Source organism: Vibrio sp. 1727, from assembly GCF_033344415.1.
Lineage (GTDB): Bacteria > Pseudomonadota > Gammaproteobacteria > Enterobacterales > Vibrionaceae > Vibrio > Vibrio alginolyticus.
In genome coordinates this window covers 78,707-96,220 of record NZ_JAWPOT010000019.1, presented here as the reverse complement: position 1 = coordinate 96,220, position 17,514 = coordinate 78,707, and the positions used below count along the sequence as shown (strand labels likewise).

Below are 17,514 nucleotides of genomic sequence, written 5' to 3'. Positions count from 1 at the left end.
AAAAAAGCGTTCCACAAACAGAAAAGCCGAGCGACTTAACGCTCGGTTTTTTACTTCTGAACTTCTTGAATAAACAAGCTCATCTCTTCTAGATAATTGCCGTTTGAGCATCCCCAGTCGGTGACCTCAATCAACTCTGTAACTAACTGTCCAGACTCATCATCTTGCACTCTCTGCACAAACGCTTCAAAACGTTCCAGTTGTGCCTGACTCTTAACGCCATGCACGGCATATTCTACAAGCAAGCCGTTGTACGTCTGCCAGCGCTGATCGCCCGCAACATCATTGCTTAAACTCACAGAACACTTTTGTTGAATGCTTTCAACCGCATCATTTCTTGGTGGCGCGACTGTGGAACATCCAACTAAAATCGTACCTACCGCCAATAACGTAACTTTTGTCTTATTTATCATATCGTTTCCAACTGTATCGCCACGATATGGAAATCTTATTACACCTGATAAGGATCATCGATAGCGCACCGCAGATTAATTACTTAATAAACTGTAAACTCCATACCAGTCTTAACACTGCAAGCTCATAACTCCTATTAACTCACCCAAATGTAAACAAATAGTAAAATCACCTTTACGCGATGCAAAATCGACAAATGAGATTAGCGTTCCTTTCTCGCGACCAAGCGTGCAATAATCAACTGTCTACATAACGAAACCATTTGAAGGATCAAAATGACCGCAACGGATTACCTCAACGACCTCAATCAACGTTACCTTGCGATTCACCGCACCAAAGAAGATTTCTTTTGGGAAACTTACATGGGGATCAGCGATGACCACGATGGCTCGACGCAAGCACAAACGGCATGGACAAGCTTTTTAAGCAACGCCGAGCAAATTACTGCCATCAAACAACAGCTTGAAGCCGCGGACTCAATTACCGACCCACAAGAGAAACAACAAACCATTACAGGTCTTTCGGGTTGGCTGGCGATGTTTGAATCTCACGCTATCGAGGGCGAAAAAGCACAAGCGTTGAAAAATCAGCTCATTGCCTTTGAAGCTGAGCTCTTCGAGAAAAAACAGAACCACGTACAAACATTTACCGATGAGAACGGCGAGCAAGTAGAAGGTTCACTTCCAGTATTAAGCTCAACCATTCGCACCAGCAATCATGAAGAAGTTCGCCAATCGGCTCATCAAGCGTTGCTGAACCTTGAACAATGGCTACTGCAAAACGGCTTTATTGAACTGATCAAACTGCGCAACCAGTTCGCTCGCTCACTGGGTTATGCGACTTTCTTTGATTACTCCGTGCAAAAAACGGAAAAGATGAGCACTGAGCAGCTATTCGAGATTTTGGAAGATTTCGAACAACGCACGCGAGATGCGCACCTAAACAGCTTAGAAAACTTGGCGAAAGAGAAAGGCGCAAGCGCACTAGCAGGCTACAACTTTGTTTACTCATTCGCGGGTAACGTTATGCGTGACCTTGACCCATACGTGCCGTTCTCAAAATCTCTGAGACGCTGGGTAGAATCATTTGGTCGCCTAAATATTGATTACTCTGGCGCGACGCTAACGCTGGATTTACTAGATCGCAAAGGTAAGTACCCGAATGGGTTCTGCCACGGCCCTATCCCTTCTTTCTATAATCAAGGCGAGTGGGTCGCAGCGCAGGTGAACTTCACCAGCAATGCCAAACCAGACCAAGTGGGCAGTGGCTACGATGGCATTAACACGCTGTTCCACGAAGGCGGCCACGCAGCACACTTTGCGAACGTAAAAATGAACGCGCCTTGTTTCTCGCAGGAGTTTGCGCCAACGTCAATGGCTTATGCAGAAACTCAGTCGATGTTCTGTGATAGCCTGTTAACCGATGCCGATTGGCTAAAACAATACGCACTGGATGATGAAGGGAATTCGGTTCCTGATGAGATTATTCAAGCGATGATCAACAGTCGTCAGCCATTCAAAGCTTATGAAGAACGTAGCATCTTGGTTGTGCCGTACTTTGAACGCGCGTTATATCAACTGAGCGATGACGAGTTAACGCCAGAACGCATCACTAAGCTGGCTCGCGATTGTGAAAAACAGATCCTTGGTTTGGAATGCAGCCCTCGCCCACTGATGGCGATTCCACATTTGCTATCCGACGAAGCGGCTTGTGCGTATCAAGGTTACCTACTCGCGCACATGGCGGTGTACCAGACCCGTGCATACTTCCTTGAGAAGTTTGGTTACCTAACGGATAACCCAGAAATTGGCCCACTGCTGGCAAAACACTACTGGCACGCAGGTAATCACTTGTCGCACAACGAAACCATTGTCAGCCTGACTGGCGAAGGCTTCAATGCCAAATACCTTGCAGACGTGTGTAACCTGTCACCAGAACAGGCATGGGAAGTGCAGCAGAAGAAAATCGACTCACTTGCGACGCGAGAGCGAGTACCAGTCGCTTCACTGAACGCCGCGATTAAAGTCGTCGACGGCAGTAAAGAGCTGGCAAGCAACACCATCTCTGACGAACAAATGTGTGACGATTTTGAACATTACATCGTAGAGACTTACGGTCGATAACACGCAGAAAGCCAGGAGCTCGCCTTCTGGCTTTTTATTCTTTAGCTAATGCAATAGGAAGGAAGATCCATGTACCAAGAAGTCATCAAATTTTGGTTCGAGGAGCTATCGCCCCAAAATTGGTTTGAAAACAACCCAGAACTGGACAAGCGTATTACATCGCGATTTGCCTCGGTATTAGAACAAGCGGCTCGTTGTGAACTGTTTAATTGGCGTGACAGCACACAAGGACGATTGGCCGAAATCATCGTCCTCGACCAGTTTTCACGTAATGTGTATCGCAACACCCCAAAAGCGTTTGCACAAGACCCACTCGCATTAGCATTGGCTCAAGAGGCAATTCGGTTAGGTCACGACAAAGAATTAGCGCCTGAGCAGCTAAGTTTTTTGTACATGCCGTTTATGCACAGCGAATCTCGCCTCATTCATGTCGAAGCTGAAAAATTGTTCCGCGCATCAGGGCTTGAAAATAACTACGATTTTGAGCTAAAACACAAAGCCATCATCGACCAGTTTGGGCGCTATCCTCATCGCAATGTGATATTAGGAAGAAAGAGCACTCCCGAAGAGTTAGCGTTTTTGAAGTTTCTAAATAACAATGAATAATGAGTTAACCATGAGAGACCACGCAGTATGTTGGCCATGCTTGCTAAAACTAGACGGCGACGATGAGCTGATCTACACGCATTCCCAGTCCGACTTAGACTCTGAATGCGAAGCCCTCATTTTTGGGCAAGATGATTACGTTATCGACTCAAATGGCAACACGTTTGAATTGAAAAACAATGGTTCGAACACCACTCTTTTACATCTAAAAGAACGAACGCTTTCCGTAGAAGAGGTTACGTCATTAATCCAATCGCATGAATTCAGCCTCGCGCAACGGTGCATTATCAAGATTCATTTCACCTCGGTGAGGCAAGCTGTTGAGGCCTTAGCTCACTAACTCAATCCCAACATGCAAATCATTAAACAAAATTATCATTTTTATAATTTATGATAATTTTATGTAATCAACATCACACCATATACTCTCCCACATCGAAACAAGACAACGTTCAAACACACATGTTGGGAGCAAACAAATGAAAATGAATCATGTCGGTATTATGGTCGGAGATATGGACAAAGCGGTTGAGTTTTACACGCAAGCGCTAGGTCTAAAAGTCGTTATGGGCAACACGAAAGTGATTGAAGAACGCGAAACGGCAATTGGCAGAATGTGTATTGCGGTCTTTGGGGAAGGCTTTAAAGGCTTCAACATTGCGCACCTTGTGACAAGTGATGGCATCGGCCTTGAGTTATTCGAAATGAAAGAGCGTCAAGAGCGCCATGAAGTGGATTTTTCTCGCATCGGTATCTTCCATTTCTGTTTGCAGACAGACGATTTTGAAGGTGCTATCAAACGCACCGAAGCACTAGGTGGCAAAGTTCGCATGGACATCATGCGTTACCACCCAGAAGACGATAATAAGCCTGCGAAAATGGTTTACCTAGAAGACCCATTCGGCAACCTATTCGAGCTTTACTCACACACTTACGAAGAAACTTACGCTTCTGATTACGAGTAATAGCCCCATCCATATTCCAAAAGGCTAGCAATACGCTAGCCTTTTTTTGTTTGCTTTGAGTTGCAGTGTTTCTGCACTCGCTCTAGCAAAAAAACATCTGGAATTTGATCATTTCTCTCACCACTTTTAAGGTCACTTTATACTTACCTCAACACAATGCAAAAAGGAGTGAAGCATGCCCACCAAAAATCCAATCGCCATCAAAGCGCTTGATCATGTTGTTTTAAGGACCTGTAACCTCGATGCTATGTTGCATTTCTATCGAGACATTTTGGGCTGCCCTGTCGAACGCGAAGTAACGGAACTTGGTTTAACTCAACTTAGGGCAGGTAACGCATTGATTGATGTAGTGACGGTAGACAGCGAATTGGGCCAACTCGGCGGTAAGCCACCAGTTCAAAATGGTCGTAATATTGACCATTTTTGCCTGCAATTGGCGCCTTTTTCCGAGGATGAATTACTGGAATATCTGCGTGCGCGCGGCATTGAAACCGAAGAGTTTGCGAAGCGGTATGGCGCACAAGGGTTCGGTAGATCACTCTATATACATGATCCGGAAGGAAATGTCGTCGAGTTAAAACCTCAAGTGATTGATGAGTAAGCGAGTAAAAAACCTTGTTATATTCTGAAAATAACAAGGTTAACTTCTAAAATAATTATTGAAGTAAGAACATATTATTAAGTCAAAATTATATCTGGCTCACCTATTTCTTTTTCTCGCCACCATTGTTTATTTATATGTTCTTGATGAACGTAAAAACTCTCCCCCGGCATTGGCGTCAGCAGCGTTATATGTTCTTTTTGACAATGGGTAAGCAAATCTAAAATCGGTTCGTCCCAGCGGTGAGTAAATAGCTCGTATGTAGCCCAATGCACGGGCAACAGTTTTTTCGCATTTAAATCGCGAAACGCTTGCACGGTATGATGAGCCTGCATGTGCCCCCAGTTTTCGACCGGATAACCTTGGCCTTTCACATCAGCAGCCACTTCCAAACAGGCAATGTCGATTGGTCCACATCGCAGTGCGATCTCGGAAAAGTGCGAATCGTAAGCTGAATCGCCACTAAAATAGAGCGTCTCTTCTTTGCCTTTGATGACCCAAGAAGCCCACAGGGTCGAGTTTTTATCGAAATAAGTACGACCCGAATTATGGTTAGCAGGCGTACAAATCAGTTCGATTCCGGCATAGTGCACGCTATCCCACCAATCGAATTCCACGATGTTGTCTGCGCAAACGCCCCACTTTATCAGATGCTTGCCAACCCCTAAGGGTACATAAAAAGTCACGGGTTTATCGGCGTAGAAACGTATGGTCGATGCTTCTAAATGGTCGTAATGATCGTGCGAAATCACGATAATTTCAGGAATCGGCAAACAATCTCTGGCATGGGTATTGGGAATATTGCGTTCAAACCACGCTTTTGCGATGAACGGAGAAGCGTAATCAAATACCGGATCAGTCAGAATTCGAATGCCATCGACCTCCACCAGCATGGTGGAATGGCCCAGCCAAGTAACGCGCATCGATTCACTTCTCTGCGCAAACTGCGTAGGTTGAATTGGGAAATGTGGCAGATGTTCGTTAGGACTCAATGGCGTTCTACCACCAAGATAGCTCCAACACACCTGCCAGAATGATTGCGGGCTAGGGATATTTGGCATCTCGTTTTTAACGCGGCCGTTTTCAAATTGAGGCGAGTGGTGAACACGGTGCGCCAACTGCGCATGGTAGGTTTGAGGGGAAATCAGTGAACTTGGCTTTTGTGTCTTTTGTTCACTCGTTAGGTATGTGCGCTTAAGTATCGTTTCAGACATATCGTAGTTTTGTCTCGCTTGCGAACGCTCAACAGTAGGTTTATTAAAACGTGCGTGTATGTCTATTTCGTGACCAAAATGAGGTGTAAGATGAAGATTCAGTTTCAATCAAACGTTTTCTATATTAAGGAAGCGGTTCTCAAACCTTCTGAATACTGCGTCGGTTTGAAAGGAGAAAGCTATGGTGACTTGCAGCCAATACGATTTTATTGAAATCGCCTGTATGTTTAAGCTCCCTATCGAGATCACACTAAAAAATGGTGAAACTCATCAGGGCAACGCGTTCGACACAGGCTACGACATGCAGCGACAAGAGTGCTTGTTTTTAGATATGGATGGTGAGCACACCGCCTTCCCGACTGAACAATTAGTCGCAATGCGCGCGCTCAAAACCAATCCGCATTTTGATGAAGTGACGTTTGAGTAAACGTCCTTCTTTCACTGACACCGTCCAATAAAAAACGCCTCTCAAGCTGACACAACTTGAGAGGCGTTCTCTTACACGGTTCACTGGAACTTGTTGTTATTCACGCGACCGGATGAAAACCAACATCGGCATCATGATCACGAACATCACTCCCACAAGCTGGAAGGTGTGCACAAACGCGACCATTTGCGATTGCTGCTGCAACATCTGTTGGTATTGGTCTAACGCAACCGGGTCGGTAATGGAAAGCCCCTGATTGGCCGCCCAGTCATGCAAGTTAGGATTATAAGGATTAATACCCTCTCCCAGCGCATGCCATTGCTGCTGACTATCACGATATTGGAACGTGGTGGCGATAGAGATACCAAACGAACTACCAATCGTACGGAACAGATTGTAAATACTTGCCGCCGCGACAGATTGCTCTTTCGGAATCGTTAAATACGCCAAGGTGGACAGCGTCGAGAAGGTTAAACCAAGCCCCATGCCCTGAATCATACTCGGCATCACAATCCAAAATGTATCGATCTGCAGTGAGTATTGCGTCATCAAATAACTACCAATCCCGATGCAGCTCAAGCCAAAGACTATTTTGATTCTGGGATCGAATTGCGGATTGAGCTTAATCACCAAAATCAACATCGCCGCTGACGCCAATCCACGCGGTGCCATTAATAAGCCAGTGGTTGAGACCGGATAATCCAGCAAGCTTTCCAACAGCATCGGTTGTTGAGTCGTCAGGCCAAACATCGCCATCGACACCACGGCAATCATCAACGACGAGACCATTAGATTTCGGTCTTTAAGCAGCCATAATGGCGCTATTGGGCTTTTGGTTTTCCAGCTGCGATAAATCCACATCACCGATCCCATGACTGCGAGTAATATCGCGGTCTGGATCATGCGTGAGTTGAGCCAGTCTTCTTCGTTACCTTTATCCAACACAAACTGCAGCGCGCCCACACCTAACGCCATGTAACCGATGATCCACCAGTCAAAGTTAGGTTTGGATTTGTTGTCGATGTGGATATAACGATAAATCAAAGAGGTACAGATCAAACCGAATGGCAAGTTAATGTAAAAAATCCAGCGCCAGTTGATGTTGTCGGTGATCACCCCACCCACGACTGGGCCCAAAATAGGACCAAGCAAAATGCCGATGGAGAAAATCGCCATCGCTTTGCCTTTTTGCTCGTACGGATAAATCTGCACTAATGTCGACTGCGCCAATGGAATCACCGACGCGCCGAAAGCGCCTTGGATAATGCGAAATAGCACCATCTCTTCAAGAGACTGTGCTTGCCCACAAAGCGTACTGGCAATCACAAAACCGATCACAGCAACCAGCATAACTTTGCGTTCACCAAAGCGCGACACCCAGAAACTGGTCATCGGAATGAAGATCGCTTCCGCCATGCTGTAACCCGTCAGCACCCAAGTAATTTGGTCTGCCGTTGCGCCCAACGCGCCCATCATGTGCGATAGCGACACGTTCGCAACGGTCATATCGATTAACACCATGATGGCAGAAAGCATCACGGCGACGGTGGCAATCCCCCGTTTGTCTGCCGTAATTTGATGGCTCATTGCACGCTACTTTGCAAATCAATAGTGACTTCTGAGCTCGCACCCACGCGAAGTTGCGGCGCATCGGCCGGTACTTCTAATGCCAAACGTACAGGGAAACGCTGTTTGATTTTAACCCAGTTACCCGTTGCGTTTTCTGGTGGCATCAAGGAGAACGATGTACCACTCGCAGGCGATAGTTGTTCTACCGTTGCTTTCCACACCACATCTGGGTACATATCAATCACCACATCCGCATGCATGCCAGGTTTAATATGCGTAAGATCGGTTTCTTTAAAGTTCGCGCGTACCCAATAGCTGTCTTTTAAAATCACAGGGAACAGCGTTTGACCCACGCTAACGACCGAGCCTACGTGCGTATTGATTTCACCGGCAATGCCATCCACTGGTGACGTAATGTCGGTGTAGCTCAAGTTCAGCTCTGCTTGCGCTAACTGTGCTGCCGCTTGTTGAACAACCGCAGCCTCTGCGCCTTCTTCACCACGGTTCGCAATGGCTTTTTCTACCGTCGCACGTGCTTGCTCTAGGCTCGCTTGGGCATTGGCGAGTTTGTTTTTCGCCGTATCTAAATCTTGGTCCGACGCCAGTTTGCGTTTCACTAGGGAATCCGTACGTTTGTACTCTACTTGCGCTTCTATCAGGTTAGAGCGCGCCGCATCTAAGCCCGCAACAGCTTCAGTTACCTGCTTATCGGCTACGTCATGTTGCTGGACCGCCAATTGGTATGCCGCTTTTGCTTGCTTCACTGCCAACAAATATGGGCGTGAATCTATCTTCAGCAGTAGGTCACCTTTGTTAACGGATTGGAAATCTTTAACATCCACAGAAACCACTTGGCCTTTTACCTGAGGCGCTACCGACAGAATTTTTGCCCTAACGTAGGCATCTTCCGTGCTTGGGTGACTGTCTGAATACTGCCAAGACCAATACATCGCACCAAATGCGATAACACAGAGAGTAAAGAAAAGAGTTTTTACCAGCTTAGATCTGGAGGAGGAATGCTTTGCGATGTCGTCGCTCATTTATATTGTCCACTTGTTCAATTATGTGATCAGTGTAGGACTTTTCGATCTTCCGACAATAAAATGATCTGCAAGGTAAAGATCCAATTTTGCATGTTGCTAAGTGGAGTAAATGATGTGCAATCAAAACGAGGATAAAAAAGAGGGGCAGTCCCCGTAACCGCCCCCAAAGTCATGCCAATAATAGTAATGTGCGTGTAACTACTGGTTTTTCTTAGAACTTGTAACCGCCGCTGATCATAAATACCCAAGGGTTAATTTTGACGTCGGTTTTTTGCTTCACTCCACCTGCTTTATAAGTTGCTTCTGTCTCAATGTTTGCGTACCACGCAGCGGCGTTGAGGAACCATTGATCGTTGATCATGTAGTCCACACCAATATTCGCTGCTAGACCGAATGAATCATCTAATTTCAAATCTGACAGGTCAGCGCCTTTACCCGTACTATTGAAATCTTCATCAAAGAATATGGTGTAGTTCAGACCTGCACCAACGTATGGACGGAACTTACTTTGAGACTCGCCAAAATAGTACTGCACCATTAGCGTTGGTGGTAAATGTTTGGTTTTCGCGATATCACTACCAACCAAATCTGTCGAAATGTCGTGGCTGAATGGTGTTGCTGCTAGAAGCTCTAAACTGATGTTGTCTGTGAACATGTAGCCAAACGTCAAACCAAGCTGCGTATTTGAGTCAACTTCTAACTCTTCTTGAGAACCAAGAATCTTATCGCTGCTGTCGTTTGGAACGACAGACGCCGCACCAACACGAAGAACGAAGTCACCTTGTTTATGAGCGAAAACACTTGGTGACACGAGTGCAGCAACCACTGCTAGACTGCAGATTGTTTTTTTCATTTTTATTTCCTTTCGTAGGGCTTCGTTATGTCGTACCCAAAGGGGTGCCTACTAACTGATCTGAGATTTCAAGTAAACTCAGCGCCTTGAAGCACACGGGTATCTATATCTTTTTGAGCTGTGCGCAATCTAGCACATAGAAACCCTACTATTTTGATGGAAATCAATTTGTGAAAAATATAGGTTTTTTGTATGGAGAAACGCCATATTGATCAACAAATTATGCAAATAGGATACAATTCTGTAATGCAAACTGTGCGTGTGAGTTGCCATGCATACCCATAAATGCGAATCCTCTCGTTAAGGCTCGTAGCCAGCAAAAACTTTTTTCGTCCTCTACGTCTTCTATTTTCAAAAAACAACCCACTTAAAACGCTCGTTTGCCCCCTTAAAATCGCGATTTGAGGGGTTTGTAAAGCACTGAAATACAAGTGGTTATTTTTCTGGAAAATCAGTCACTTGGAGTGCTAGTCTGCTCGCAGCTAAGGAGAAGACATGTTAAAAACCGATCTCATTTTTGAACGAGAAAACTTTTCTCATCACGATTTTCAGAATGCTACCTTTAAAAACTGCCACTTTTATATGTGCTGTTTCGACCATGCCGATCTGCGCGATGCTAAGTTCATCGACTGTCGCTTTATCGAATCCAAAGCGCTAGAAGGGTGTAGTTTTCGCTTCGCGAACTTAAAAGACGCTAGCTTTACGAACTGCATGTTGGCGATGAGCCTGTTTAACGGCGCAAATTGTATGGGCTTGGAGCTACGTAAGTGCGATCTCAAAGGGGCAAACTTCCAAGGTGCGAACTTTGCTAATCGCGTCAGTAACACCATGTTTTTCTGTTCTGCTTTTATTACTGGCTGCAACCTCACCTACTGTAACTTCGAGCGAGTGTTACTAGAAAAATGTGACCTCTTTGAAAACCGTTGGAACGGTGCGAACCTCGCAGGGGCAACTCTCAAAGGCTCGGATTTATCTCGCTGCGAATTCTCGCCAGAACAATGGGGAACCTTTAACGTTGAGCAGTGTGATCTGACTCATGTCGAACTAGACGGGCTGGATGTTCGCCGCGTTTCTCTGTTTGGTGTTAAAATTTGTGATTGGCAACAAGAGCAATTGCTTGCGCCTTTTGGAGTGATCATTCTCTAAGGAAAGGCCATGAACCTGTTTAAAGACTTACCGAATAACCTCGACGAGGAAGTGTTCGAAGACCTGCTGACCCACAAAAACCTGCGTATAGAACGCATTGTCTCAACGGGGCAAACCTCGCCCGAAAGTGGCTGGTACGATCAAGAAGAACATGAATGGGTATTGGTTCTTAAAGGAGCAGGAGAGCTGACTTTTGAATCAGATGTCGTGCAACGACTTGAGGCAGGCGATCACGTTACGATTCCAGCGCATACCAAACACAAAGTGAGCTGGACTGACCCAACGCAAGAAACCATCTGGCTGGCGGTGTTTTATCAATAAACACAAAACGATCTTAAGCCCAAAAATAGGCGCTGAATTTGCTCGATACTACTAAGCCGTCACTGGCACTGTTTGATTTTGATGGCACCATCACCCGAGAGGATATGTTTAGCCTTTTCCTCCACTATTCTGCTTATGGCCTGCGCAAACGAGTAGGAAAGGTCGCTATCATGCCATTTTATGCGCTGTACAAACTCGGAGTGTTACCCGCTCGTGTTATGCGCCCTCTCAGCAGTTTTATTGCATTTTCAGGGAAAGAAACGCAGCAAATTGAAGCGATTGGCACTCAGTTTGCCCATGAAGTGATCCCGCTGTACTTACGGCCAGAAGCGATGGAAAGGTTGGCGTGGCATCAACACAGAGGCGATACCATTGTGGTGGTGTCGGCATCACTCAATGCATATCTCAAGCCTTGGTGTGAAGTGAACGGTTACCACTTGCTGTGCAGTGAACTGATCTCAGAACAGCCAAAACTGAGTGGCTTTTACCAGCAAGGTGATTGCAGTTTAGAAAGAAAAGTCTCGCGCGTTAGGGCCACGTTTTCGCTCGACGAGTTTGCGTCTATTTATGCCTACGGTGATACGCACGAAGACATTCCGATGCTAAAACTGGCAGACTACGCGATGCTCAACTGGAGCGAGTGGAGAGCAAGCGAATAACGATATGTGCTCTGATTTTCAAGACAACCACTCAACCAAAGTGATCGTTTTAGACTGAAAAAACAAACCCTTCTCACATGAGAAGGGTTTACTGTTCAGGGCCCAAATAACTGGCTTAACGCCATACACCCCATTGACCCGTTGTGCCTGGTTCCTCACCAGACGTCCACCACTGGGCAGTCCATTCTTTGCCGTTGTGTGTCACCACATCACCTTGGTTGTAAACGGCCGTCTTGTCCCACAAGTTGGTTGGTTCAACTGGTGGCGGTACATCCGCTTTGATCAGTGACAACGCATAACTGAAGTCTGCACTTGGCGCTAATACTTGGTTTGCATTCACGTTCTTACTATCGAACATGTAGTGGTTCATCTCTTGATGCCAAATGCCAACATACCAATCGCCCGTTTGCTGCGCGTTAAATTGATCTGCAATTTCTGCCGCCCAAGTCGCCGTATTGTTTGCACTGATTGGTAGTGAAATATCGACAATTTCATTGCCTGTCGCATTAAACGTACGGAAACGAATGGTGTCACCCGCTTCTACTGGCCCAAAACCTTGCTGAACAAAGTAGCCTAGAGATGTCAGATTGTTGCCCGGTTCGGTTGGATCAACAGGGTCAGTCGGTGGCGTCGTGCCTGTTCCGTTTAACGTAATGTCACTACAGTTGTAGAAACCTTCCCCAGCGACATCAATACGCTGCCAACGAGTGTAAAGTACCGCATCGCCCGAACGATCAGCAGGGAAAGTCACCTGAATACGGTAGCGTTTTTCCGCATCAACATACACATCACCTGCGGTGTCGATCAGCTCTAAATCACTCCAAGTAAGAGGTTTTGAATCATCATAAGTTGGCTTGGTGAGATAGAATTCCCAGTACGATGGGTTGTGCGGCGCTTTGCCGTAAAACACCAATTCAATCTGGTTATTTGCATCTGGCGTAACATTGGTGCGCTGCCAGTTTGGAGAAGGAATGTTCAAGCCTTTCTTAGCTGTATCGCCAGCAGAACATAGCTCACCGTCGCGAACCACGGCTTTCACATGCTCCATATCTCGGTAATTTGGTACGTTTGCTGCAATTTCGCTACGCTGCACAAACGGATACGCGCCAGATTCATCAAAAGCCGCTTTACACGCTTGGTTAGGGATCTCGTTGGTCCAAAAGCCACCGTCTAAATAACACGTATTTTGACGAGCACTTGGAAACTCTACCCAGCCGTGGGCGTTGACGTTAAATGAGCTCAATGCGGCAACAGCGCTTAAGCTCAAAAGAGGAAGTGTTACATGTGATTTCATCGTTCATCCTTAATTTTGCTGACTCGCCGCTCTGAAACACAAGCGGTTTAAGCAAAACTAGCAGGATGGGATTATTTAGAAGGTGAGAATAAATATGGAAATTGTAAGAGTGCCATCTGCTTTCCAGCATTTGTTGTGAACCATTCTCATACTCGACTGACTCTTTCGAGTCACTTCAAATTCATGTGCCACAAAAACTGTCACTCTCGTTTGGCTATCGCTCGTCTTTTGGTGTGTCCATCACCACCATCGTTGTGATCGACTTGACGTGTTCGCACTCACCCAACACATCAGCATGGAACGCTTTATAAGCGGCGAGATTTTGCGTCTCTACGCGTATGAGATATTCGTTAGATCCCGTAATGTTGTGACATTCCACCACCTCGTTTACAAAACGCACATGCTCTTCGAAACCCAGCTGTGCCTGCTTAGAGTGCGAGGCCAAACCAATCGACACATAAGCGACAAAACCCACGCCAAGTTGCTGATTATCCAGTACTGCTCGGTAGCCTTTGATCACGCCTTTACGCTCTAAATCTTGCACTCGGCGTAAGGTTGCAGACGGAGATAAACCAACGCGTTCCGACAGCTCCACATTGGAGATTCTTCCGTCTCGTTTGAGCACTTGCAATATTCTTTCGTCAAATCTATCCATGATGATGTTTCATTGCTTATTTAGTTTCTAATCATCAAATAAAAGCACAATATTGACCTCAGTTCTACTTATAGTTGTTCTCAACTTATCGAGAACTGATTCAAGGAACAATCTATGGAATATCATCAACTGGGCGCTTTGGCGTTGTTCGCTTTTGTCTCCACTTTTACGCCGGGTCCCAATAACATTATGTTGATGACCTCAGGGGCAAATGTCGGCTTTAAACGCACTATCCCACATATGTTGGGCATTACCTTTGGCTTTGGTGCCATGCTAATTTTGGTGGGCATTGGCTTGATGAGCCTGTTCCACGCATATCCAATTACACACTCCATTTTAAAAGTATTGAGCTTGAGTTATTTGCTGTACTTGACGTACAAAATCGCAACCAGCGACAAAACCGAAGCAAAACACGATTTTCGCCCGATGTCTTTTTTAGGGGCTGTTGCATTCCAATGGGTGAACCCAAAAGGTTGGTCGATGGCGTTGACGGCCATTACGGTATACACCAGTGGCGGTTCTTGGCTCGAACTGACTTTTATCGCCGGTATCTTCTGTTTAGCCAACTTGCCATCGGTGACATTTTGGACGGCGGCAGGTATGCAATTGCAGCGTTGGTTGACCACCGATAAACGCGTTAAGGGGTTCAACTACAGCATGGCTGCGCTGTTGCTTTTGTCTACGATTCCAATGATATAAGTCCATTTATGGTTAAAAAACGACTCACTTTACGTGGTTAGAGAAAGGATAGAGGTAATATTTTTCTTGAGGCTTTGGCGTTAATTCACAGTGTAAATTTGTTTAAAGACGCTACCCTCTTGTTAGGGAACTTGATAATCTTTAAATGAGAAAGAGAATAATTATCGAGTAAAGTAACAATGAAAAAGAAGCCTCAACCTAAAACGCTTGTTGTCACAGACACAGAAACCATCACTCCAAACATGCAGCGCATTACCTTGCAAGGTGAGGCGCTGAGCCACTTTCCTCGTGACTGCGAAGGCAGTTACATCAAATTACTGTTTAACGATATGGGCGGCGCGGATCTGAGCATCCTGCCAGAAGACGACCGACCAATCATGCGCACCTACACTATTCGACGCTTTCATCCAGAAACCAGTTCAATCGAAGTGGATTTCGTCCGACACGTAACGCAAGATCTGCAATGCGGATTTGCAGCGCGTTGGGCAATGGCCGCGCAAAAAGGCGACACGATCAGCATTGTTGGGCCAGGTAGCATCTCCAACTTAAATACTGAGGCGGATTGGTTCTTCATGGCTGCCGATATGACAGCACTTCCAGCACTTTCTGCGAAAATTCGTACGCTGCCAGAAGAGGCCAAAGGCTACGCTGTGATCAGCGTGATGTCTCCAGCCGACATTCAACCCCTAAACACGCCAGCCGGTATGGAGTTGATTTGGCTAACCGAACAGCAAACCTTGGCTGATAGCGTTCGCGAACTCGAGTGGTTAGATGGTAACGCTTCGGTATGGTGTGCGTGTGAGTTCGATTCAATGCGTGCGCTGCGCCAATATTTCCGCAACGAAAAAGAAGTCGATCGCGAGAATATCTACATCAGCAGCTATTGGAAGCAAGGCGTATCTGAAGATGGGCACAAAGTGATTAAACGTGAAGACGCGGAATCCAACCAATAGTGATTCATGTCTTTTCGATTCCAGCTCTCATCCTAATAAAAACGCCCGGCATCACCGGGCGTTTTAGCAACTTCAGTTGTATTAAAGTTCATGAAAACTCTAATCCGCTAGTTCCTGCGCTAAAAAGTCGATCAACAACCTCACTTTGGGCGATAAATTTCGGCTTTGTGGATACAGTGCCCAAATGCCTTCACGGTCATCTCGGTAATCGGTCAGCACCTCGACTAGCTCACCGTTATCTAGAGCTTCTTGAACGTAATAGTCCGGCAACTGCACTAAACCCAAACCACGCTTGGCGGCGCCCATTAGCGCAAAACCACTATTGCATTTAATTCTCCCCGATACGCGCAAAGACTTATCACGTTTATTTTCCTTAAAATGCCAATAATCGACCGAACCAACTAGGCACTGATGTCGAGCCAGTTCGGATAATGTGTGAGGCTCGCCAAATCGCTCCAAATACATAGGGCTAGCACACACGTAATTTTGACGCGACGAAAGACGCTTTGCGATCATGCTGGAATCTTGCAGGCGGCCAAGACGAATCGCCACGTCTACCCCTTGCTCTATCAAATCCAGTTTTTGATTGGTCAGAACTAAATCGAGATCCACACGCGGGTACTTCTCCAAAAACTGATGCAAGAGCGGTGCGAGGTTCATTTCCCCATAGGTCACAGGCGCTGTCACACGCAGCAAACCTCGCGGTTCGGTTTGCATTTGCGTTACAGCAAGCTCAGCTAGTTCTAGCCCTTCGACCAAGTGTTTGCACTGCTGATAATAAAGCTGTCCAGCTTCAGACAGAGAAACTTTTCGCGTCGTGCGATGCAGTAACTTAACCGCAAGACGCTCTTCAAGTGCCGATACGCGGCGACTGATTTGTGCCACTGACGTTTTCAGTTTAGCCGCGGCAGCTGTAAAGCTGTTAGTTTCCGCTACGGCAACAAACTCGCTGACTCCTTCCCAATTCGCCATGCTGTATTCCTGTCGACCTCTTCTAGACAAATAGTGATTACATTGTTCTCGTCGCGCTACGCTTTGAAAACTGGAAAACTTTACGCGTCAGGTAACGGACGAAGATCGTCGTATTGCGCATCAAGCTCAATGCCAAAATATTCTTTCAACGCATCCAGGTAGGTTTGACCTGGCTCTAGCTCTATTTCTGTTAGCTCTTCATGATTGGTGCATCTGAGTGTGTAGTTAAACAGCGTCACCAACCCACTTTCTGTCGCTCTAGCAGCGACTCTTGCGCTAGTAAAACGTGAATTAGGCGAAGTCGAGGTAAAGAAGTTGCTACATGCAATGTCACCAGCAAACACAAACTCTAGGTCAAAGCTGTATAGATTGTTCCACGTGTCCGTTCCATCGGTTGAAAGCACTTGGAGGAAATAACCAAACTGAGCATCTTTGACAAAACGGAAGGTTTGTAAATCCGTCTGAATCACTTGGTCAAGGATAAATGGCAATGGCGCTCGAGGGGTATTGGAGCCAAAACCTACATCGACAATCCATGTTTGTTCCTCTAACGTCACTAACGTGATTTGATGACTACGACCTGTTGGTGTACCAGACACATGTACACGCCCTAGCAAACTTCGCGCTTCAAACCCAAGAGTGTTGAGCACATCAAGCATTAAACCATTTAATTCAAAGCAGTAACCACCGCGAGAGTGGTACACGGTTTTTTGAATAATATCTTCAATCTCAACAGAGACGCCTCGCTGCAATGCGATGTCAAAATTCTCAAACGGCAGGCAACGATGCTGCGCCACGTGAATTCTGTGCAATGACTCCAAATCGGCGGGCAATTCACTAGGCAAGCCTAGCTTGGTTAAATAGGCACTCAGATCCGTCTTATTCATAATCACTCTTACTTAGCTGATGGTTTGACAGTTTTCTACTTTAGCCCCTCTATCTAACTTCAGGTCAATCACCTTTTCCATTTCCCTTCCGCTTTAAGGAGGCATCGCACTCT

At 46.1% G+C, this 17,514-nt stretch carries 20 protein-coding genes; 11 read left to right on the top strand and 9 right to left on the bottom strand.

The features are described from left to right. Nucleotides 1-50 precede the first annotated feature (50 nt). A complete protein-coding gene (locus R8O10_RS17930; RefSeq protein WP_222716881.1) occupies nt 51-413 on the bottom strand; it encodes a hypothetical protein in 363 nt (120 codons plus the stop codon). A 276-nt stretch (nt 414-689) separates the two neighbouring features. Here R8O10_RS17930 and R8O10_RS17925 point away from each other — a divergent pair, with 276 nt between their 5' ends. The 5 genes from R8O10_RS17925 (at nt 690) to R8O10_RS17905 (ending at nt 4,709) form a co-directional block, all read left to right on the top strand. Continuing rightward, the gene (locus R8O10_RS17925) at nt 690-2,537 is read left to right on the top strand and encodes a M3 family metallopeptidase (RefSeq protein WP_206949211.1); all 1,848 of its coding nucleotides are present in this window, start codon (nt 690-692) and stop codon (nt 2,535-2,537) included. 69 nt (nt 2,538-2,606) lie between these two features. Then, nucleotides 2,607-3,143 carry a DUF924 family protein gene (locus tag R8O10_RS17920; protein ID WP_318191593.1) on the top strand — a complete coding sequence of 179 codons (537 nt, stop codon included), beginning with the start codon at nt 2,607-2,609 and terminating at the stop codon, nt 3,141-3,143. Nucleotides 3,144-3,153: 10 nt separating this feature from the next. After that, nucleotides 3,154-3,483, top strand: coding sequence for a DUF4144 domain-containing protein (locus R8O10_RS17915; RefSeq protein WP_017634368.1), 330 nt, complete (start codon nt 3,154-3,156; stop codon nt 3,481-3,483). 139 nt (nt 3,484-3,622) lie between these two features. Beyond that, nucleotides 3,623-4,108, top strand: a complete 486-nt coding sequence (locus R8O10_RS17910) for a VOC family protein (protein WP_005374344.1) — start codon at nt 3,623-3,625, stop codon at nt 4,106-4,108. Nucleotides 4,109-4,283: 175 nt separating this feature from the next. Next, the gene (locus tag R8O10_RS17905; RefSeq protein ID WP_017634369.1) at nt 4,284-4,709 is read left to right on the top strand and encodes a VOC family protein; all 426 of its coding nucleotides are present in this window, start codon (nt 4,284-4,286) and stop codon (nt 4,707-4,709) included. Nucleotides 4,710-4,786: 77 nt separating this feature from the next. Here the strand turns inward: R8O10_RS17905 and R8O10_RS17900 are convergent, their stop codons facing one another. Beyond that, the gene (locus tag R8O10_RS17900) at nt 4,787-5,923 is read right to left on the bottom strand and encodes an MBL fold metallo-hydrolase (protein ID WP_054576493.1); all 1,137 of its coding nucleotides are present in this window, start codon (nt 5,921-5,923) and stop codon (nt 4,787-4,789) included. A gap of 181 nt (nt 5,924-6,104) precedes the next feature. Between R8O10_RS17900 and R8O10_RS17895 the strand changes: the two genes are divergently transcribed. After that, the gene (locus R8O10_RS17895; protein WP_005374351.1) at nt 6,105-6,350 is read left to right on the top strand and encodes a Rho-binding antiterminator; all 246 of its coding nucleotides are present in this window, start codon (nt 6,105-6,107) and stop codon (nt 6,348-6,350) included. A 96-nt stretch (nt 6,351-6,446) separates the two neighbouring features. Here R8O10_RS17895 and R8O10_RS17890 read toward each other — a convergent pair whose 3' ends face one another. The 3 genes from R8O10_RS17890 to ompW all read right to left on the bottom strand — a co-directional run bounded on the left by R8O10_RS17890 (nt 6,447) and on the right by ompW (nt 9,815). Further along, nucleotides 6,447-7,937: an MDR family MFS transporter gene (locus R8O10_RS17890; RefSeq protein ID WP_318191592.1), complete on the bottom strand. Its 1,491-nt coding sequence runs from the start codon at nt 7,935-7,937 to the stop codon at nt 6,447-6,449. Then, nucleotides 7,934-8,959 carry an HlyD family secretion protein gene (locus R8O10_RS17885; protein WP_047102503.1) on the bottom strand — a complete coding sequence of 342 codons (1,026 nt, stop codon included), beginning with the start codon at nt 8,957-8,959 and terminating at the stop codon, nt 7,934-7,936. Before R8O10_RS17885 ends, R8O10_RS17890 begins: the two co-directional genes overlap by 4 nt. A gap of 214 nt (nt 8,960-9,173) precedes the next feature. Continuing rightward, nucleotides 9,174-9,815 carry an outer membrane protein OmpW gene (ompW, locus tag R8O10_RS17880; protein ID WP_017634373.1) on the bottom strand — a complete coding sequence of 214 codons (642 nt, stop codon included), beginning with the start codon at nt 9,813-9,815 and terminating at the stop codon, nt 9,174-9,176. A gap of 495 nt (nt 9,816-10,310) precedes the next feature. Between ompW and R8O10_RS17875 the strand changes: the two genes are divergently transcribed. Genes R8O10_RS17875 through R8O10_RS17865 form a run of 3 tightly spaced genes read left to right on the top strand, consistent with a single transcriptional unit; the run spans nt 10,311 to nt 11,941 of the window. After that, a complete protein-coding gene (locus R8O10_RS17875; RefSeq protein WP_318191591.1) occupies nt 10,311-10,961 on the top strand; it encodes a Qnr family pentapeptide repeat protein in 651 nt (216 codons plus the stop codon). Between the two features lie 9 nt (nt 10,962-10,970). Further along, on the top strand, nt 10,971-11,282 hold the full coding sequence (locus R8O10_RS17870; protein ID WP_047725283.1) for a cupin domain-containing protein: 312 nt from the start codon (nt 10,971-10,973) through the stop codon (nt 11,280-11,282). 38 nt (nt 11,283-11,320) lie between these two features. Beyond that, entirely contained in the window at nt 11,321-11,941 is a 621-nt protein-coding gene (locus R8O10_RS17865) for an HAD-IB family hydrolase (RefSeq protein WP_206970537.1), read from the top strand. 115 nt (nt 11,942-12,056) lie between these two features. Here the strand turns inward: R8O10_RS17865 and R8O10_RS17860 are convergent, their stop codons facing one another. Together R8O10_RS17860 and R8O10_RS17855 are read right to left on the bottom strand one after the other, a co-directional pair. Then, nucleotides 12,057-13,235 carry a lytic polysaccharide monooxygenase gene (locus tag R8O10_RS17860; RefSeq protein ID WP_318191590.1) on the bottom strand — a complete coding sequence of 393 codons (1,179 nt, stop codon included), beginning with the start codon at nt 13,233-13,235 and terminating at the stop codon, nt 12,057-12,059. 214 nt (nt 13,236-13,449) lie between these two features. After that, nucleotides 13,450-13,890, bottom strand: a complete 441-nt coding sequence (locus R8O10_RS17855; protein WP_031780811.1) for an Lrp/AsnC family transcriptional regulator — start codon at nt 13,888-13,890, stop codon at nt 13,450-13,452. A gap of 114 nt (nt 13,891-14,004) precedes the next feature. Between R8O10_RS17855 and R8O10_RS17850 the strand changes: the two genes are divergently transcribed. Both R8O10_RS17850 and R8O10_RS17845 read left to right on the top strand, forming a co-directional pair. After that, nucleotides 14,005-14,589, top strand: coding sequence for a LysE family translocator (locus R8O10_RS17850; protein WP_053303997.1), 585 nt, complete (start codon nt 14,005-14,007; stop codon nt 14,587-14,589). Nucleotides 14,590-14,768: 179 nt separating this feature from the next. Beyond that, nucleotides 14,769-15,542 carry a siderophore-interacting protein gene (locus R8O10_RS17845; protein ID WP_017821025.1) on the top strand — a complete coding sequence of 258 codons (774 nt, stop codon included), beginning with the start codon at nt 14,769-14,771 and terminating at the stop codon, nt 15,540-15,542. 99 nt (nt 15,543-15,641) lie between these two features. Here R8O10_RS17845 and R8O10_RS17840 read toward each other — a convergent pair whose 3' ends face one another. Together R8O10_RS17840 and R8O10_RS17835 are read right to left on the bottom strand one after the other, a co-directional pair. Beyond that, complete coding sequence (locus R8O10_RS17840) at nt 15,642-16,514, bottom strand: LysR family transcriptional regulator (RefSeq protein WP_017633836.1); 873 nt, start codon at nt 16,512-16,514, stop codon at nt 15,642-15,644. Between the two features lie 80 nt (nt 16,515-16,594). Then, the gene (locus R8O10_RS17835) at nt 16,595-17,401 is read right to left on the bottom strand and encodes an arylamine N-acetyltransferase family protein (protein ID WP_115386898.1); all 807 of its coding nucleotides are present in this window, start codon (nt 17,399-17,401) and stop codon (nt 16,595-16,597) included. Nucleotides 17,402-17,514 lie beyond the last annotated feature (113 nt).

Excerpts from the sequence above, each read along its gene's own strand:
- R8O10_RS17930 (WP_222716881.1), bottom strand. The coding sequence starts at position 413 with ATGATAAATAAGACAAAAGTTACGTTATTGGCGGTAGGTACGATTTTA.
- R8O10_RS17925 (WP_206949211.1), top strand. The coding sequence starts at position 690 with ATGACCGCAACGGATTACCTCAACGACCTCAATCAACGTTACCTTGCG.
- R8O10_RS17920 (WP_318191593.1), top strand. The coding sequence starts at position 2,607 with ATGTACCAAGAAGTCATCAAATTTTGGTTCGAGGAGCTATCGCCCCAA.
- R8O10_RS17915 (WP_017634368.1), top strand. The coding sequence starts at position 3,154 with ATGAGAGACCACGCAGTATGTTGGCCATGCTTGCTAAAACTAGACGGC.
- R8O10_RS17910 (WP_005374344.1), top strand. The coding sequence starts at position 3,623 with ATGAAAATGAATCATGTCGGTATTATGGTCGGAGATATGGACAAAGCG.
- R8O10_RS17905 (WP_017634369.1), top strand. The coding sequence starts at position 4,284 with ATGCCCACCAAAAATCCAATCGCCATCAAAGCGCTTGATCATGTTGTT.
- R8O10_RS17900 (WP_054576493.1), bottom strand. The coding sequence starts at position 5,923 with ATGTCTGAAACGATACTTAAGCGCACATACCTAACGAGTGAACAAAAG.
- R8O10_RS17895 (WP_005374351.1), top strand. The coding sequence starts at position 6,105 with ATGGTGACTTGCAGCCAATACGATTTTATTGAAATCGCCTGTATGTTT.
- R8O10_RS17890 (WP_318191592.1), bottom strand. The coding sequence starts at position 7,937 with ATGAGCCATCAAATTACGGCAGACAAACGGGGGATTGCCACCGTCGCC.
- R8O10_RS17885 (WP_047102503.1), bottom strand. The coding sequence starts at position 8,959 with ATGAGCGACGACATCGCAAAGCATTCCTCCTCCAGATCTAAGCTGGTA.
- ompW (WP_017634373.1), bottom strand. The coding sequence starts at position 9,815 with ATGAAAAAAACAATCTGCAGTCTAGCAGTGGTTGCTGCACTCGTGTCA.
- R8O10_RS17875 (WP_318191591.1), top strand. The coding sequence starts at position 10,311 with ATGTTAAAAACCGATCTCATTTTTGAACGAGAAAACTTTTCTCATCAC.
- R8O10_RS17870 (WP_047725283.1), top strand. The coding sequence starts at position 10,971 with ATGAACCTGTTTAAAGACTTACCGAATAACCTCGACGAGGAAGTGTTC.
- R8O10_RS17860 (WP_318191590.1), bottom strand. The coding sequence starts at position 13,235 with ATGAAATCACATGTAACACTTCCTCTTTTGAGCTTAAGCGCTGTTGCC.
- R8O10_RS17855 (WP_031780811.1), bottom strand. The coding sequence starts at position 13,890 with ATGGATAGATTTGACGAAAGAATATTGCAAGTGCTCAAACGAGACGGA.
- R8O10_RS17850 (WP_053303997.1), top strand. The coding sequence starts at position 14,005 with ATGGAATATCATCAACTGGGCGCTTTGGCGTTGTTCGCTTTTGTCTCC.
- R8O10_RS17845 (WP_017821025.1), top strand. The coding sequence starts at position 14,769 with ATGAAAAAGAAGCCTCAACCTAAAACGCTTGTTGTCACAGACACAGAA.
- R8O10_RS17840 (WP_017633836.1), bottom strand. The coding sequence starts at position 16,514 with ATGGCGAATTGGGAAGGAGTCAGCGAGTTTGTTGCCGTAGCGGAAACT.
- R8O10_RS17835 (WP_115386898.1), bottom strand. The coding sequence starts at position 17,401 with ATGAATAAGACGGATCTGAGTGCCTATTTAACCAAGCTAGGCTTGCCT.